This window comes from Rhodoferax sp. GW821-FHT07G04 (genome assembly GCF_059418585.1).
Genome location: NZ_JBWKQD010000001.1, coordinates 520,893 through 537,215, shown reverse-complemented (window position 1 = coordinate 537,215; position 16,323 = coordinate 520,893). Strand labels below are relative to the sequence as shown.

Here is a 16,323-nt window from a genome sequence, read left to right as displayed (position 1 = left end):
GGTCTACCTTTGTCGTTATGCCAGGCCCAACTGCCTGTGCCAGCCACTATAGACCTTTGACGCGGCGCCAACCGTCGGGGTTTTCACGCCCCGACAGGTTGCTGTCAGGGCGCTGCTTTTGCGTATGTCAGATAGCACCCAATAGGCGCTTGGACAGGCGCTGCACACTGGGCGCTGCGGCTAGCACGATGATGCAGGCCGCGGGCCAAGCCAGCAAAAAAGCGTGGCCCCACAGCGCCATGAAACGCTCGCCCAGACCGACGTTGATCCACGTCACCCAGCCCGTCATCAACAGCGACATCAGCAAGGACATCAACAGGGCAAATACCAAACGCAAACGGGTGGCTTCCGACATTCTGTTTCTCCAAAAAATAGCAAGGTTTGGAGCTTACAGATTGCCGATAAATGAAACTACACTTGAAAATAGAATATCAAATTACAAAAATGCAATAATGTTGGATGACTTGGCCCTGTTTGTGCGCATCGTCGAAGCGGGTAGCCTGCGGGCTGCGGCTGGCGCCATGGATGTGCCCGCAGCGACGGTCACCCGTCGCCTGCAAAAGCTGGAAGAGGCCTTGGGCTGCCAACTACTGCACCGCAGTGCGCGGCGCCTGGTGCCCACGCAAGAGGGCCTGCAGTACTACGAGCAGTGCCGGCCCCTGCTGCTGGCGCTGCAGCAGACCACGCAGTCGCTGGATGCGAATCTGACGCAGCTCAGTGGCTCGGTCCGCGTGCTGGCGCCCATCAACCTGGCCAACGGGCCGCTGCGCACATGCTGGAGCAGCTTCATGCAGCGCCACCCCGCCATTCGGCTGGAGCTGCAACTCAGCAACCACAACCAGGACCTGTTGGGCAGCGGGGCCGACCTGGCGATACGGGCCGGAGATCAGACCGACTCCAGCTTTGGCCAGCGCAGGCTGGGCACGGTGCGCAATGTGCTGACCGCGTCACCCGAGTACTTGCAACGCAGCCCGGCGTTGCAATCGCCCGAAGACTTGCAACAGCATGCGCTCATCGTTGCCGAACCTGCCACGCAATGGCGTTTTGTCGAGCGGGCCACCGGTGCTGTGCAGTCTCTGGTGCCCCAGGGCCACTTCCGTGTCAATGAAATGCAGTTGGCCGCGCACATGGCGGCCAGTGGCATTGGTGTGCTGCTGTGTCCGCTGACCCAGGTGGCGGACGAATTGGCCGCAGGGCGCCTGGTAGAGGGGATGCCCGCATGGGAAGCGGCCACACGCCCCGTATACGCCATCTGGCCCCAGAGCCGTCAGATGCCTGCCCGTGTGCGGGTGCTGCTGGACCACCTGGTGACCTGCGCGGCGCAGCAGCCGCTGCTTAATCCTGGGGTGAAGGCTTAGCAGCGCCCCATGTCATGCATCGTGGTTGACAATGGCCGTCTATGCAGCTCAACCACTTACAAGATTTACGCGATGCGGTTGAGCGCATCAGCCCCGTATCGTCGGCCGCTTTTGAAGCCGTGGCCCGTTTGGCGGTGCAGCGCAGTGTGCCGCCCGCCGTGCAGTTGCTGCGTGCCGGTGATCTGGCGCGCAGCATCTTCTTCGTTCGCATCGGCTTGTTGCGCGAATACTATGTGGATGGCGAGGGCCGGGAGGCCACGCGCCGCTTCTGCGGCACCAAAGAGTTCTCGGGGTCGCTGGCCGACCTGCTGGTCCAGAGGCCTGCAGCTGCTTCGATTGAAACCCTGAGCCCCTGCGAGTTGCTGGAACTCAGTTGGGCCGCGGTCGACGCGCTGACCCACCAGCACCCCACGCTGATGCTGCTGATGCGCCGCATGGCCGAAGGCCTGTACGTACAAAAGATGCACCGCGAGTTTGAGATGTTGACGCTGCCGGCCGCAGAGCGCTACCAACGCTTTGTGCAGAGTGCTCCGGCCCTCCACGCACAACTGCCGCGCCACATGGTTGCCAGCTACCTGGGCATCACAGCCGTGCACCTGAGCCGCATTGCTGGCGCAGGCAAACCACCCTCCAAGCGCTAAGGCCTTCGGGGCCTAAGAAGTGGCGAGGCAAAAACGGGGCCCCGCCGTCTCACACAACAAATGTTAATGCGCTGCCCAAGCGGCTTGTTCATGATGAAGACCATCTCATACATGAAGGAGCAATGCCTTGAAAACGCTGGACTCACTACTCGCCCCCGCCGGATACGACCTGGACGGGCCCTACGCGATGAATACTCCCTCGCTGGACCGGGCTCTGGCCGTGCTGGCGTCGTTGGCTGCCTTGGTGGTTGGCATGATGGTCGTCGGCATCCTCTTCACCAAAAGCTCGCAGGATTTTTACCAGTCGGCGCGTTCGGCTCAGGCCTTCACCGAGCATCTGTCGGCAGCCCCCATGGCGGCCCAGGGGCTGCGCATCAACCTGGGCCTGGACAACCTGTTCATGGTTCTTTATGCATCTTTTTTCGTGCTGCTTGCCGCTCGCATGCGCACGCTGCTGGGTGATCGCACCGTGACGGTTGCACTCAGTGCAATGCTGACCACCGCGTTTCTGGACGCGCTGGAAAACCACCACATCACGATGATGCTGCACTCCATTGAAAGCGGCCTACCCATCTCGGCGGCGGATGGGCAATTCCAAATGGTTGCATCGCAGATCAAATTCCACGCCAGCTACTTCTCAGTCGTGCTGTTCGGCTTGGGCTTCTGGCGGTTGGGCAAGCTGGGCCGGCTGACTGCACTCAGCCTGTGGTGCTATGTGCCCTTGGGTGTGCTGATCTCCGTCATGCCCATAGAGTCTGCCAAGGCGCTGGTGCTGGGGCGAACGGTCTTCTTTGTTTTCGCCTTCATTTTGTCGGCGCGGGTTTTCGCGGGCTTTGCGAAGACCGGTCCCGCCAACACGGCCTCGCTGCAATGACCGAGACCGCCGCTACAGCCCGCAGGCCAGCGCCGCAATCGCCAGGCCGTGTGTCAGGGTGGCGCTCAGCAGGCCGGCCCGCAGATAGACGAAGGCGGCCACCAAGCCCTCCAGCAGCGTGAACAACAGCACTTGCAGGCTGGCGGCAGGGACTATCAGCGCCAGGTGGGCATGGCACAGGCAAAAGAACAGGCCCGACACCAGGGCTGCGCGGCGGGCCGTCATGGACTGGCCCAGGTGGTTTTGCAGTAGCCCCCGGAACAGCAGCTCTTCATAGGCATTGCCGGCCAGCGCAAACGCCAGCAGGACCGGCAGCATGCCAGTTGCGGGCGGTGGCAGCGTGGCGGGTAATGCGAACACCGCCTTCAGCGCGGCCACCACGGCGCAGATCAGTAGCGCACCCGCCAGCCCGGTTGCGGTGGAGACCAACCAACCCGAGCCCCGCCAGCGCAGGCCGGTGCGCGCCGGGCGCTCCAGGCCATAGACCGCCAGGCACAGCGCCAGCGAGACACCGGCCAGGCCCCATAGCGTGGCCGGTGGTGCGGTAAAGCGCAAGGCGCCAGCGCTGATCTGCCAGAAGCCGGCACCGGTCATCGCATCGCGGGCCAGCACAAAGAAGGCAATGTGCAGCAGGATGCGCAGCACCGTCTGGTTGCGGGGCACGGCCCACAGCAGTGCCGCATAGACCAGAAAAACCGGCGTGATGGTGGCGAAATAGCCCAGCAGCGCGCTCATGCCATATAGCCAGTGCGCAGCGCGCATTCCCAGTCGGGGCGCTGGCGCAGCTTGGCGAGCTGGACCATGTCTTCGTAGGCATAGGGCACTGAAACCAGCGACACCGACCAGGCGCTGCCATGTTGCTCCACCAGCGCATAGCGGGCATCGGGCGAGCCACTTTGCACCTGGTGGGGCCGCGGGTAGTCACTGCTGAAGGCGGGGTGGCCCACACTGCCAGGGTTGACGATCAGGCTGGCGCCACTGCGCACGCTGCGCGGCACATGGCTGTGGCCGCACAGCACCAAGGATTTTTGGACGCTGCCCAGGCGCTCGGCAATCTCGGCGGCCGACGCGGGCTGGTCGTCGTTTTGCAAAAAGTAGGTGATGTCACTGTGGGGTGTTCCGTGGCACAGCCACACGTCCTCACCCCAGGGCCGGCTATGGGGCAGGGAGGCTATCCAAGCCAGCTCCGTGGCCGACAGCTGCGCACGGGCATAGGTATCTGAAGCGCCGGAGTGGGCATGCAGGTTGAGGATCTGGCGCTCGTGGTTGCCGGCCAGCTGTACCCAGTCCTTCTGCGCCATCAGGTACTGGGCGGTCTCCAGCGGCAACAGGGGGCCGGACAGGCTATCGCCCAGATTGAAGACCTGGTCCACGCCACGGCGTGTGAAGTCGGCGACGACGGCCAGAAGTGCGGGCAGGTTTCCGTGGATGTCGGATACAACGGCGAGGCGCATGGGAATGTGTGTGTATGGTGTGGGCGTGTGCACATTGTGCAACGGCCTACGCCGGCCCATGCACAATCAACGCCCCAGGTTTTTGCGTGTGACCATGCTGCTTTCGTCCGACTACCCAGCTCCAACCCCTGAATCGCCCGCCGCACTGCATTTGCGTGCCCTGGTGGCCCAACACGCCGTTGCAGAAGGCCGCACCGATGCCGCTGTTGCCGGCTTGCGCTACTACCGGTTTTCACAGCCCACGGAATACCACAAGACGCAACTCCTGATGCCGGGGCTGGTCGTGGTGTTGCAAGGGTGCAAGACGGCGCGATTGCACAACCGAGTGTTCGCATACGGTGCCATGCAGTGTCTGGTCTTGGGGCGCGAAGTCGCTTGCCACGGCACGGTGGTGACGGCCAGTCCGCAACAACCCTACCTGGCTCTTCACCTGGACTTGCCGCCCGACACTTTGGTCAAAGCCTTGGTCGCGTTGAAAGACCTGCACTCCAGGCTGCCTGCCTCCCCCACGCTTGCGCCGCATGCCGTGACGCCAGTGGACCCGCAGGTGCTGGAGGCATTCATCCGCCTCTTGGGTGCCGCAGAGGACCCCATCGATAGGCTGACCATTGCGCCACTGGTGTTGGAGGAGATCATCATCCGCCTGCTGCGCTCGCCTGCGGGCTTTGCCTTGCGCGACGCCGCGGTGGTAAGCCGCTCGGCCGTCAAGATGCAGGACTCCATCGCGTTCATCCGCACGCAGTACACCCGAGCGCTGGGCATCGCCGAACTGGCCAGCCACAGTGCGATGAGCGCATCGCACTATGCGCATACCTTTCGCGAGGTGGTCGGTATCAGCCCCATGCGCTATCTACGGGGCTTGCGCCTGGACGCCGCACGTGCACTATTGCTGCGCGGCGGTTTGCGTGCCAGCGAAGTGGCGGCCCGCGTGGGGTTCGAGAGCCCCGAGCACTTCACACGCGAGTTCAAAAGACGCTTTGGTCTGTCTCCGACCGAATGCCTGGATCAAACGGCGCGCTAACTCGCCCCTTTGCGGCTTTGCAGCTTTGCAGTGCTGATCAAGACAAGCGCAGTTTTGGGTCTGTCCCGGCGCGCCTCCCGCCTCTAGAGTGCTGGTTGCTGGTCTCCGGCATCCATCAACCCGCTTTAGCACTTCAAGGCATCGCATGCACAGCACCCAAATCATCATCACTTTTGAAACCAAACCCGAGTCGGCGATCGCCTTTGCAACCCTGCTCGACCAAGTCAAACATGACCTGCCCAGCGTGCCAGGTTGCCAATCGGTCCGGCTGTTTGCCGCAAGCGGCAATCCCTGCCTCTTTACGCTGCTGGAGCACTGGGATTCACCGGCGCAGCACCAGAGCCATATCGAGAGGGTGGTGTCGTCCGGTGCCTGGGCGACGCTGGCCGCCCACCTGGCCAAAGACCCGGTCAGCCACTACTACACGGAGCGCTGACTAGTCCGAATGGACTATTGTTAGGACAGGGCGGTCCACCTACATTCGCGCACAGGAGCGCCAATTGTGGTGCTTTCATCCCTGTTCGCGAACCCTAGGAAGCCCCACCATGCTCAAAAACCTCGTTAAGACAGCCATCGCCGCCAGCGTGCTGGCCTGCGGCGCCGCCAACGCCATCTCCATACTGGACACCGCCACCTACAACGGCAATACCTACCAGCTACTGTCCGAAGCCAGCTGGACCGACAGCGAGGCCTATGCAGTTTCGCTGGGTGGTCACCTGGTCGCCGTCGACAACGCCGCTGAAAACACCTTTTTGACCAACACCTGGGGCTCCCAGATGACGCTGTGGATCGGCCTGTACCGCACCACCCCCAATGCGCCCACCTTTGCATGGACCAGCGGTCAGGCTGTGACCTACACCAACTTTGCGCCCGGCGAACCCAATAACTGCTGCAGCGGTGAAGACTACGTGCACACCTACAGCAATGGCCAATGGAACGACCTGGCCAATGTGTCGGGCTATGCCTTCCCGCAGCATGGCGTGGTCGAAATCACCACTGCCGTGCCCGAACCCGAGTCCTACGCGCTGATGCTGGCCGGCCTTGGCGTGGTCGGTGGCCTGGCACGTCGCCGTGCTCGCAAGGCTGCTGCTGCCGCCTGAGCGATTCAAACGCTTTCGATTCAAACGGGGACTTCGGTTCCCGTTTTGCATGGTGGGGTGGGAAGAGCCGCTGGGTCAACGGACGCCGGCCCCACGCACCTCCAGCCGCACTTCGTCCAGCACCGTGCCCTTGGCATCGGCAATCTGCACCACATGCCGCCCCGGCCAGGGCAGCCACTGGGCCGTGGCGCCTTTGGCAAAGGGTTTGCCATCCATCAGCCAGCGCAGGTTGGCGCCTTCGGCCTGGAAGCTCACACGCTGGTGTTTGGGCGGGATGTCGGGGTCCAGCGCGATGATGGTGCCGGTGGTGGGCGCGGTGATGCGGGCTACCGGCCTGGCGGAAGCGTCTAAAGGTTTCTGGCCTCTAGCCCTCGTCGAATCTGCATATAGCGCTCCTGATTGCATAGCAAACGTAGGCTGCTGCGTGCCCGGCACAAACCACTCGGTGCGCGCGGCCTCCAGCGGCTGGGCGCTGGCTTTGGCGTCGGGAGCGGCAAACTGCACCGCCGCTTGCACCACGCCGGCCGGGGGCTTGGGTGCGCGGCTGGTCTGGCGGCTGTGCAGGTGGTTCATGATGGCCGCCCAGATGGGGGCAGCGCCGGTGGTGCCGCTGACATCCCACATGGGAGCGCCACTGGCATTGCCCACCCACACGCCCACCGTATAGCGCTGTGACCAGCCCATGGCCCAGTTGTCGCGCATGTCCTTGCTGGTGCCGGTCTTCACCGCCGTCCAGAAGCGGGTGGCCAGCACGCTGTCGGTGCCAAAAGTGCGGGCGCGGGCATTGGTGTCGCTCAGGATGTCGCCGACGATGAAGGCAGCAGCCGGGTCTAGTGCGGGCTTCCAGACGGGTTTGGTGTTCAGGGCCAGCGTGGTGGGGCTGGTGCGCCCGCCATTGCCCAGCGCCCGGTAGGCGTTGGCCAGGTTCAGCAGTGAGACCTCGGCGCTGCCCAGGGCCAGGCTGTAACCATAGTAGTCGCCGTTCTCCTTGAAGGGCAGGCCCAGCTTGACCAACTGCTTCTGGAATGCATCGGGCGAGACCATGACCAGCGTGCGCACGGCCGGCACATTCAGCGACGCGGCCAGCGCCGTGCGGGTAGACACCCAGCCCTTGAACTGGTGGTCGTAGTTCTGCGGGATGTAGAGCCCGCCCGATGTCTGGATCTGCGTGCCCGAGTCTTCCAACAGCGAGGCCGCGGTGATGCGCCGCTCGGCAATGGCCTGGGCATACAAGAAGGGCTTGAGTGTGGAGCCCGGCTGGCGCAGCGCGGTGACGCCATCCACGTCGGCTGCGTTGCTGATGTCGTCACCCGAAGAGCCCACCCAGGCCAGCACCTCGCCGCTGGCGTTGTCCAGTACCACCAGCGCACCGTCCTCTACATGGCGACCGGATAGTTCGCGCAGGTGCTGCTGCAGGGTCTGTACGGCAAAGCGCTGTAGCGGAGCGTGCAGGGTGGTCTTGATCGTTGTGGCCCCGGGGCCTGCCTTGCCGGGCGCGCGTGCCAGTTGCTGGGCTAACTGCTGAGCCACGTGGGGCGCGATGCCTTCGCTGGCCGTGTAGTCACGCCGCTGCAATGCGGCGCTGGCGAAGAGGTCCAGCGCCTCGCAATCGGCGCGGCCGTCTTGCAGGCTCTTGAGCACCTCGCAGGCCCGCTGTGTCACCTGGGGGGGCTTGGCGTTGGGCGCGCGCACCAGGGCCGCGGCCACCGCGGCCTCGCGCGCATCCAGGCCATGGGCGGCCTTGCCAAACAGCGTGCGGCTCATGGCGTCTATGCCGACCAGCTCGCCGCGGAACGGCACCAGGTTCAGGTAGGCCTCCAGGATCTGGTCCTTGCGCCAGCCGCGCTCCAGCCATTGGGCCGACACGGTCTGCCCCAGCTTTTGCGCCAGGCTGCGCCCGCCGCTGCCGCGCTTGAGGTCTTCGTCCAGCAGGCCTGCCAGCTGCATCGTGATGGTGGAGGCGCCTCGCGTCTTGCTGTTCCACAGATTGGCCCAGGCAGCGCTGGTTACCGCCCGCCAATCCACGCCGCTGTGCTCGTAGAAACGCTTGTCTTCGGACAGTACCAGGGCTGTGCGCAAGGCCGGCGACACATCGGCCAGCGCCACCCACTGGCCGCGCCGCACGCTGGCATCGGTGCGCAGGCGGTGCAGCAGCTCGCCGTGGCGGTCCAGAATCAGGGTGTCCGATGCCAGGTAGCCGGATCGCACTTGGTCAAATGTGGTGCTAGCCCTCGCAGAATATGCCTGAGACGCTATCAAAATAGTAGTGACGGCATAAACCCAGCGCCGTGGCGTATTGGCAGGAAGAGGGGAGTGTGGCAAGAGACGGACCATGGTATGGGGGCCACAGAATACCGTGAATCCAGGCCAGGCTCCGCGCGGGCCGTTTTGCGTCCCCTGGGGTGCAGCCAATCCGCCCACGGCGCAGTTCATCCGCGCTTTGGGGGTGTTTATCGCAAAGGCCAAACGGCGAGGGGGCTGCAGGCGTAAGGTCACGCGCAAACACCCTGGTACAGGCCTACAATTTTGGTCTCTGACGAACACCAACGACCGGCCCCTAGGCCACCGCCGGCCTCGCATGTGCGAGGCCTTATAGCAGCCCCCAGCCGCCCCTAGCAGGACACCACACCATGCAATTCTCCTCCGCCCTTTCAGCCTCTGACCGCAACCCCGCCCGGCGCAAGCTGGTGTGGATTGCGCTGACCGCCGTGCTCGTTGTGGGCGGCACCGCGGCCTTCTTCGCATCCAAGAACTCCACGGCACGCCCGGCAGACGATGCCAAGAAGAATGCGCCCGCCGTCACGCTGGAATTCACCACCAACGACATTGCCACCGTGGCGCTGCAGCCGCTGGTGCGCACCAGCGCCATCTCGGGCACGCTGTCGCCGTTGACCCAGGCCATCGTCAAAGCCACGGTGGCGGGCGAGGTGCGCAAGGTGCTGGTGCGCGAGGGCCAGGCCGTGCAGCAGGGCGATGTGCTGGCCGAGCTGGACACCACCGACCTGCGCACCCGACTGGACGCGGCCCAGGCCGAGCAGGCCGAGCGCCGCGCCAAGCTGGCCATCGCCGAACGCAACCGCGACACCAACCAGGCCCTGCTCAAGCAGAACTTCATCTCGCAAAATGCCTTTGACCAATTGCACAGTACCTACCAGGGTAGCGAGGCCGCGCTGCGCTGGTCCGATGCCCAGGTGCAACTGGCCAAGAAGGCGCTGGACGACGCCGTGGTGCGCGCGCCCATCAGCGGCATGGTGGCCAAGCGCATGGTCAATGGCGGTGAGCGTGTGCTGCCCGATGCAGCCATGGTGACCATCGTGGACCTGTCGCGCCTGGAGCTGGAAGTGACCGTGCCCGCATCCGACATTGCCAGCGTCTCGCTGGGTCAAAACGTGCGCTTCAAGGTTGATGGATTTGGCGACCGCCCGTTCGATGGCAAGGTAGAGCGCATCAACCCCGTAGCCGAAGCCGGCTCGCGGGCCATCAAGCTGTTTGTGGCCGTGCCCAATGCCAATGGCCTGCTGCGCGGCGGCATGTTTGCACAAGGGCAGATCATGCTGTCCAAGTCCACACCCGTGCCCGTGGTGCCCAGCACCGCGCTGTTTGAAGAGGCGGGCCAGAGCTATGTGTTCACCGTGGAAGGCGGCAAGCTGGCCAAGCATGCCGTCAAAGTGGGCGAGCGTGACGATGTCAGCGGCCTGGCCGAAGTGAGCAGCGGCTTGAGCGAAGGCGCCGATGTGGTGCGTGTGCGCATGGGCAGCCTGAAGGTAGGCGCTCCGGCCGTGGTGCGCAGCAGCGCCGCAGCCAGTGCGCCGACCGGCGCGGCGTCCAGCGCGGCCAAGCCCTCCTGACTATTTGTAGAACACAGGGAGCACAACGACCATGTGGATCACCAAGACCAGTATCAACCAGCCCGTATTCGCCACCATGGTCATGTTGGCCCTGATGGTGCTGGGTGTCATCTCCTACAACCGCCTGGGCGTGGAGCAGATGCCCGATATCCAGGTGCCCGGTGTGTGGATGCAGGTGCGCTACCCCGGCGCATCACCCGAGCAGGTGGAGGCCGACCTGGCCAAGCCGCTCGAAGAGGCCATCAACACCGTCAACGGCGTGCGCAACATCTTCACCAACTCGCTGGAAGGCCGCGCCGAGATCTGGACCGAGTTCGCGCTGTCCACCGACATGACCAAGGCGATCCAGGATGTGCGCGACAAGGTGGCGCAGATACGCCCCGGCTTCCCGCGCGATGCCAAAGACCCGCTGATCGTGCGCGGCCAGTTCGACAACGCCCAGCCCACAGCCACCTTCGGCATCTTGTCGGAGACACGCAGCAAGCGTGAGCTGTCCACCTTTGCCGACCAGCAGATCGTCAAGCGCTTGCAAGGCGTGTCGGGCGTGGGCCAGGTGACGCTGAACGGCGCGGTGCAGCGCCAGGTGTCGGTGTCCTTGAAGCCGCAGCAGATGCTGGCCTACCAGATTGGCGTGGACGAGGTGGTCAACGCCATCCGCCAGATCAACCAGGACATGCCCGCCGGTTCGTTGCGCGCCACCGAGCAGGAGCGCTTGGTGCGGGTGGAGGGCAAGCTCAAGAGTGTGGAGGCCTTCAAGCGCATCATCGTGGCCCGCCGCGCCGGTACGCCGGTGACGTTGGACCAGTTGGCCACCATCACCGACAGCGAGCGCGAGGAGCAGTCCATTGCCCGCGTCAACGGCCAGCCGGCGCTGACCATCAGCGTATTCAAGACACAAGACGCCAACCTGGTGGCCGTGGGTGAGGACGTGGCCAAGGCCGTGGAGGGCCTGCGCAAGCAGTTGCCAGCCGATGTGGAGATTCGCTCCATTGCCGAGAACGCCAGCTTTGTGCGCAAGTCGCTGGAGAGCGTCAAGCACACCATTGTGGAGGGTGGCCTGCTGACTATTGCCATCGTGTTCCTGTTCCTGCACTCGTGGCGCAGCACCATCATCACCGGTGTCACGTTGCCGATCTCGGTGGTGTCCACCTTCATCGCCATGTATGCCTTTGGCTTCACGATCAATGCGGTGACGCTGATGGCCTTGTCGTTGTGCATTGGCTTGCTGATCGACGACGCCATTGTGGTGCGCGAGAACATCGTGCGCCATGTGGGCATGGGCAAGAGCCATGTGGCCGCCGCACGCGATGGCACGCAGGAGATCGGCCTGGCGGTGCTGGCCACCACCATGGCCATCTGCGCGGTGTTCATACCGGTGGCCTTCATGAGCGGCATCATCGGCAAGATATTCTTCCAGTTCGGTATCACGGTCACGGTGGCGGTGCTGGTGTCTTTGTTCGTCAGCTTCACGCTGGACCCCATGCTGTCGTCGGTGTGGAAAGACCCTGTCGAGTCGCGCTTTGCGTGGGCGCCGTGGCTGGGCCGCCTGATGGAGCGCATAGAGCACCGCGTCGATTGGCTGCACGCCGTGTATGGCCGCCTGCTGGAGCGCACGCTGGCCTGGCGCAAGACCACGCTGGTTGTGGCCGCAGCGGTGTTTGCCGCCAGCCTGGCGCTGATTCCCATGGTGGGCAACGAGTTCATGCCCAAGACGGACGAGGGGGTGTTCGCGCTCAAGATCAAGACCCCGGTTGGCACCAGCCTGCTGTACACCAACAACAAGGTGCTGCAGGTGGAAGAGGCCATCAAAAGCTTCCCCGAGATCGATTTGGTCAGCACCACGGTGGGCGGCAACAACCGCAACGAGGCCGAGCTGCTGATCAAGCTGGTGGACAAGCGCAAGACGCCGCGGCGCAGCCAGACCGAGGTGGAGAACGCCGTGCGCCAGCGCCTCAAGAGCATCCCCGGCATCGAGCCCTCGGTGGGCTTCAACAAGCCCATCTGGATCAACCTGATCGGCCCCGCGTCCGCAGACTTGCCTGGCTTGTTGGATGAGGTCATGACCAAGATACGCGCTGTCAAGGGCGTGGTGGACCTGGAGCACAGCCTGGAGCAGGCCAACCCCGCCGTCATCGTCAAGGTGAACCAGGCTGTAGCCAGCGACCTGGGCCTGTCGCTGGAGCGCGTGGGCAGTGCGTTGCGCCCCTTCGTCAACGGCGACCAAGTCAGCAACTGGCTGGCGCCCGATGGGCAGAACTACGAGATCAATGTGCAGTTGCCGCGCTCGGGCCGGCAAAAGCTGTCGGACCTGGGCGACCTGTATATCTCCAGCAGCAAGGTGGATGCGAACGGCACACCCATCATGGTGCCGCTGCGCCAGGTGGTGGAGTTCATCCCCTCCACCAGCCCGCAGGTCATCAAGCGCCAGAACCTGGAGCGCCGCGTCGGCATCTATGCCAATGTGGAAGGCCGCCCCACAGGTGACGTGGCCAAGGAGGTGAAGAAAGTGGTGCAGGCCATCACGCTGCCGCAGGGTTACCGCTTTGACATCAAGGGCGAGGCCGAGCAGAACGACGAAGCCGGTGGTGCCGCGATGGTAGCCATGGTGCTGGCCGTCATCTTCATCTACTTCATATTGGCGTCGCAGTTCGCCAGCTTTTTGCAGCCCATTGCCATCATGGCATCGCTGCCGTTCACGCTGGCAGGGGTGATGGCGGCGTTGATTCTCACAGGGTCGACGCTGAACCTGTTCTCCATCATCGGCTTCATCATGCTGATGGGCCTGGTCGTGAAGAACGCCATTTTGCTGGTGGACTTTGCCAACCAGTCGCAGCACGAAGGCCTGAGCCAGCACGACGCCGTGCTGCGTGCCGGCCAGGTGCGGCTGCGCCCCATCATCATGACGACGCTGGCCATGGTGTTCGGCATGCTGCCCATGGCCATTGGCCTGGGCGAGGGCAGTGAGGCGCAGGCCCCCATGGGCCGGGCCGTCATTGGTGGTCTCATCACCAGTACCTTGCTGACGCTGGTGGTGGTGCCGGTGCTGTATACCTACTTGGACAACTTGCCACGCTGGTACAAGCGGCGCTTTGGCAGCGTGGCACCGGTCGCCCATGCGCAGCCACCGGTGGTGGGCGCGCAGCCGGAGCAGGCGCCGGTTTAAACCTGCTCCCTACAACCGGGCCCTGTGTGCCCGGTTTTTTGTTTCTGCGGCTTGCTTGTCAATTGGTAAGAAATAGCTTAGTATTAAATTACTACGACTTATCTTACTGATTGCCATGTCCACAGCACCCTTTGATTCCACTGCGTGCGCCGTCCAGCTGCGCGCAGCCGTGGTCCACCTCTCACGCCAAATCCGCACCGGCATGCAGCACGATGGCCTGTCGGTCGCCATGCTCAGTGTGCTGAGCCATCTGCACCGCGGCGGCAGCCTGACGCCCACGGCACTGGCGCGGCGCGAGGCGGTCAAGCTGCAGTCGCTGACCCGCTTGCTGGCCGAGCTGGATGCGCAGGGGTGGATCGCGCGCAGCGTCCATGCCGAAGATGCCCGCCAGTCCGTATTGACCATCACACCCGCAGGCAAGAAGCGACTGGGCGCCGCGGCCAAGGGGGCCGACGCACCGCTGGCCGAGGCCATTCGCACCCGCTTGAACGCGCAAGACCAGGCGCTGCTGCTGCGTGCCAGTGCGCTGTTGGCGACCTTGGGCGATGCTTTGCAAGACGGCAAGGGGGCGCTATGAGCACCATGGCCATGTTGTTGCAGGTGGTGGCCGCGCCAGGCGGTGCCTTGCAGGCGCTGCGCCAAGGAGCGCAATTGGCGCTCACCGTGCTGTTGGGCTACGGACTTGCAGTGGCCTTGGGTTTGCCCGAGCGTTTTTGGGTGGTGGTTACCGTGCTGATCGTGATGCGTGTCGACGCAGGCTCAGCCCTGGACGCCGGCTGGGACCGCGTGCAAGGCACGGCGATAGGGGTTGCGCTGGGTCTGTTGGGCACGGTGGTGGTGCACCATGCGGGCGCCAATGGCACGGTGGTGACCCTGGTGGTTGTCAGCGCGCTGGCTTTTGGCAGCGCAGCCCTGCCCATGCTGCGCAGCGGGGCGGTGGCGGCCTTGATCGTGTTGATGGCCGGCGAGCTGCCCGGTCATTCGGCGTGGGAGGCCGCAGTGCTGCGCATGGTGCAGATTGGCATTGGTGTGGGCGTGTCGGTAGCAGTTGCGAAGGCCACGTCACCCTTCAAAACCCGAGAGCGATTGCAGACAGGCTGTGCAACCGTGCTGCGGCGCATGGCCCTGCAACTGCAGACACGGGGCTTGCGCACGCCGGTGACTGAAGTGCAGGGGGAGGCCAGTGCCGCGGCCATGCGTGCGGCTTTGCTGGGCCTGGCGACCTTGGCCGCCAGTGCGGACCGCCGATACCCCTGGTCACGGTGGTCCCAAGAGGCCGGGGCCTTGCCTGCTCGGCATTACCGGCGCATGGCCGCACTGACCGCACGCGTGGTGCAAGACGCTGTGGTGTTGAACCGCGGCCTGGACCTGGTGCGTGGCACGCACGCCGGGCCGGGCGAGCGCGCGGTGGTAGAGGCTGCCAGCGCTGCCTTGTCAGCGGTGGCCCGTGCGGTGACGGGGATGGGGCCAGCGTCTTTGGAGTCGCTGCAGATGCTGACCCAAAGCTGTGAGGTGGGGGCTGCGGGCGGCGGCCACATGCTGGCTACGCCACTGCGTTTGTTGCTGGACGACCTGCTGCAATTGTCTGCCCCGCCCACCACCGCCAAGGCCGCCTAGGTTTTTGAAATGCCCAGTGCAACCACCGCAAACGAAAAGGTGGCCACCACACCGCCCCAAAACCAATAGGGCAGCCACAGCGCTTGCGCAATGACGGCGCTGTCGGAAGGCATGGCCCTGCCGTTGACAACGGCCTGCTCGGAAAACAGATAGCCCAGGTTGTTGAACCACGACAGGCACAGCGTGGCGGCGATCAGGTGTAACACAAAGGCGGCTGCGGCATCGGGCAGGGCCTTGGCGGCTATGCCCAGGGCAACGGCCATGGTCGACAGAAACACCATGCCAAATGCATTGCGCGACCACAACACCATCGATATGAGCAGCAAGGCCGACAGGGCCAGCAATAGCGCACGGGCAAAGCGCGGCTGGCGAGACAGCAGTAGCAGGCCCGCACCGGCAACAGCCGGCCCCGCCAACCCGCCCGCCGCGACAAAGGCCGATGCCAGGCGCCCCGGGTTGCCATGCCATTGGGCTACGCCGGAGCCATCGGCGTGCATCAGCAGTTGGTCAAATTCCGCACCCACCATCAGGGCACTGAGGCCGTGCCCCATCTCGTGGGCAAAAGTCGCCAGCAGGCTCAGCGGGTACAACAGCTCACGGCCATAGGGCAACTGCCAGACCAGCACAACGGCGATGGTGGACAGGATAAGCAGGCTACGCGAGCGTAAGGGTTTGGAGCGCATGGGTATTCAGGGGCGAATGGTATCCTTTTGCATGCAAAAGAATCCCACCATGCTTGCCGGGTGCGCACTGGCTGTGCTGTCATTGTTCGCACTGGGCGGCTGTGCCTCGGGCAAGGGCTCGGCCGACGCCAACTGGCTGCCACGCATGGAGGCCGCCATGGCCCGCGCTACGCCGGCTCTGAAAGTGAGCATCCAGGCGACGGCCAAACAAACCCAATCCGAGGACAGCACAACCATGCGGGTGGCGTCCAACGCCGCAGGCTTTGTCTACCTATTGCAGTTGGATTGCGAGGGTCGCGCCTTGCGCCTGGTCTTCCCTAACGCGCAAGACGACGCCAATTTCATCGGCAGCGGTTATATCGACCTGCCCCGCGGCAACTGGCGCATGCCAGCACGCGGCCCGAAGGGAACCGCCTACGTGATGGCCATCGTGTCGCCGACCCAATTTGACCTGCCAGCATTGCAGGCGCAGCTGGCTTATGGCAGGTTTGAACCCATGGGGACCTATGGTGCCGCAATGGTGCCATTGAAGTAAATCGGGCGGTAGCCCTCGTGAAATAAGCG

16 protein-coding genes are annotated in these 16,323 nt (G+C 64.1%); 11 read left to right on the top strand and 5 right to left on the bottom strand.

Features of this window, described 5'->3' with window-relative positions:
* Window positions 1–127: 127 nt before the first annotated feature.
* Window positions 128–355: a DUF2798 domain-containing protein gene (locus AC07OO_RS02400; protein ID WP_495080454.1), complete on the bottom strand. Its 228-nt coding sequence runs from the start codon at window positions 353–355 to the stop codon at window positions 128–130.
* Window positions 356–452: 97 nt separating this feature from the next.
* On the opposite strand from AC07OO_RS02400, the gene AC07OO_RS02395 reads away from it, so the two are divergent.
* The 3 genes from AC07OO_RS02395 to AC07OO_RS02385 all read left to right on the top strand — a co-directional run bounded on the left by AC07OO_RS02395 (window position 453) and on the right by AC07OO_RS02385 (window position 2,873).
* Window positions 453–1,358 (top strand): LysR family transcriptional regulator, encoded by a 906-nt coding sequence (locus tag AC07OO_RS02395; RefSeq protein ID WP_495080453.1) that lies wholly within the window; start codon window positions 453–455, stop codon window positions 1,356–1,358.
* Window positions 1,359–1,399: 41 nt separating this feature from the next.
* Complete coding sequence (locus tag AC07OO_RS02390; RefSeq protein WP_495080452.1) at window positions 1,400–1,999, top strand: Crp/Fnr family transcriptional regulator; 600 nt, start codon at window positions 1,400–1,402, stop codon at window positions 1,997–1,999.
* 127 nt (window positions 2,000–2,126) lie between these two features.
* Window positions 2,127–2,873 carry a hypothetical protein gene (locus AC07OO_RS02385; protein WP_495080451.1) on the top strand — a complete coding sequence of 249 codons (747 nt, stop codon included), beginning with the start codon at window positions 2,127–2,129 and terminating at the stop codon, window positions 2,871–2,873.
* A gap of 12 nt (window positions 2,874–2,885) precedes the next feature.
* On the opposite strand, the gene AC07OO_RS02380 is transcribed toward AC07OO_RS02385, so the two are convergent.
* Together AC07OO_RS02380 and AC07OO_RS02375 are read right to left on the bottom strand one after the other, a co-directional pair.
* Window positions 2,886–3,608 (bottom strand): CPBP family intramembrane glutamic endopeptidase, encoded by a 723-nt coding sequence (locus AC07OO_RS02380; protein WP_495080450.1) that lies wholly within the window; start codon window positions 3,606–3,608, stop codon window positions 2,886–2,888.
* Window positions 3,605–4,327 (bottom strand): metallophosphoesterase family protein, encoded by a 723-nt coding sequence (locus AC07OO_RS02375; protein ID WP_495080449.1) that lies wholly within the window; start codon window positions 4,325–4,327, stop codon window positions 3,605–3,607. The genes AC07OO_RS02380 and AC07OO_RS02375 overlap by 4 nt, the downstream gene beginning before the upstream one ends.
* 94 nt (window positions 4,328–4,421) lie before the next feature.
* Between AC07OO_RS02375 and AC07OO_RS02370 the strand changes: the two genes are divergently transcribed.
* The 3 genes from AC07OO_RS02370 (at window position 4,422) to AC07OO_RS02360 (ending at window position 6,448) form a co-directional block, all read left to right on the top strand.
* Entirely contained in the window at window positions 4,422–5,348 is a 927-nt protein-coding gene (locus AC07OO_RS02370; RefSeq protein WP_495081760.1) for an AraC family transcriptional regulator, read from the top strand.
* A 145-nt stretch (window positions 5,349–5,493) separates the two neighbouring features.
* Window positions 5,494–5,784: a putative quinol monooxygenase gene (locus AC07OO_RS02365; protein ID WP_495080448.1), complete on the top strand. Its 291-nt coding sequence runs from the start codon at window positions 5,494–5,496 to the stop codon at window positions 5,782–5,784.
* Window positions 5,785–5,893: 109 nt separating this feature from the next.
* Entirely contained in the window at window positions 5,894–6,448 is a 555-nt protein-coding gene (locus AC07OO_RS02360; RefSeq protein ID WP_495080447.1) for a lectin-like protein, read from the top strand.
* Window positions 6,449–6,523: 75 nt separating this feature from the next.
* Here the strand turns inward: AC07OO_RS02360 and pbpC are convergent, their stop codons facing one another.
* The gene (gene pbpC / locus AC07OO_RS02355) at window positions 6,524–8,782 is read right to left on the bottom strand and encodes a penicillin-binding protein 1C (protein ID WP_495080446.1); all 2,259 of its coding nucleotides are present in this window, start codon (window positions 8,780–8,782) and stop codon (window positions 6,524–6,526) included.
* Window positions 8,783–9,078: 296 nt separating this feature from the next.
* On the opposite strand from pbpC, the gene AC07OO_RS02350 reads away from it, so the two are divergent.
* From AC07OO_RS02350 to AC07OO_RS02335, 4 genes are all read left to right on the top strand, one after another.
* On the top strand, window positions 9,079–10,296 hold the full coding sequence (locus AC07OO_RS02350) for an efflux RND transporter periplasmic adaptor subunit (RefSeq protein WP_495080445.1): 1,218 nt from the start codon (window positions 9,079–9,081) through the stop codon (window positions 10,294–10,296).
* Window positions 10,297–10,327: 31 nt separating this feature from the next.
* Complete coding sequence (locus AC07OO_RS02345) at window positions 10,328–13,459, top strand: efflux RND transporter permease subunit (protein WP_495080444.1); 3,132 nt, start codon at window positions 10,328–10,330, stop codon at window positions 13,457–13,459.
* Window positions 13,460–13,574: 115 nt separating this feature from the next.
* Window positions 13,575–14,036 (top strand): MarR family winged helix-turn-helix transcriptional regulator, encoded by a 462-nt coding sequence (locus tag AC07OO_RS02340; RefSeq protein ID WP_495080443.1) that lies wholly within the window; start codon window positions 13,575–13,577, stop codon window positions 14,034–14,036.
* Entirely contained in the window at window positions 14,033–15,076 is a 1,044-nt protein-coding gene (locus AC07OO_RS02335) for an FUSC family protein (RefSeq protein WP_495080442.1), read from the top strand. Before AC07OO_RS02340 ends, AC07OO_RS02335 begins: the two co-directional genes overlap by 4 nt.
* On the opposite strand, the gene AC07OO_RS02330 is transcribed toward AC07OO_RS02335, so the two are convergent.
* Window positions 15,073–15,759, bottom strand: a complete 687-nt coding sequence (locus AC07OO_RS02330) for a M50 family metallopeptidase (RefSeq protein ID WP_495080441.1) — start codon at window positions 15,757–15,759, stop codon at window positions 15,073–15,075. The two genes, AC07OO_RS02335 and AC07OO_RS02330, sit on opposite strands and share 4 nt — an antisense overlap.
* Before the next feature lie 49 nt (window positions 15,760–15,808).
* Here AC07OO_RS02330 and AC07OO_RS02325 point away from each other — a divergent pair, with 49 nt between their 5' ends.
* Window positions 15,809–16,294 carry a DUF4384 domain-containing protein gene (locus tag AC07OO_RS02325; RefSeq protein WP_495080440.1) on the top strand — a complete coding sequence of 162 codons (486 nt, stop codon included), beginning with the start codon at window positions 15,809–15,811 and terminating at the stop codon, window positions 16,292–16,294.
* The last annotated feature ends 29 nt before the right edge of the window (window positions 16,295–16,323 follow it).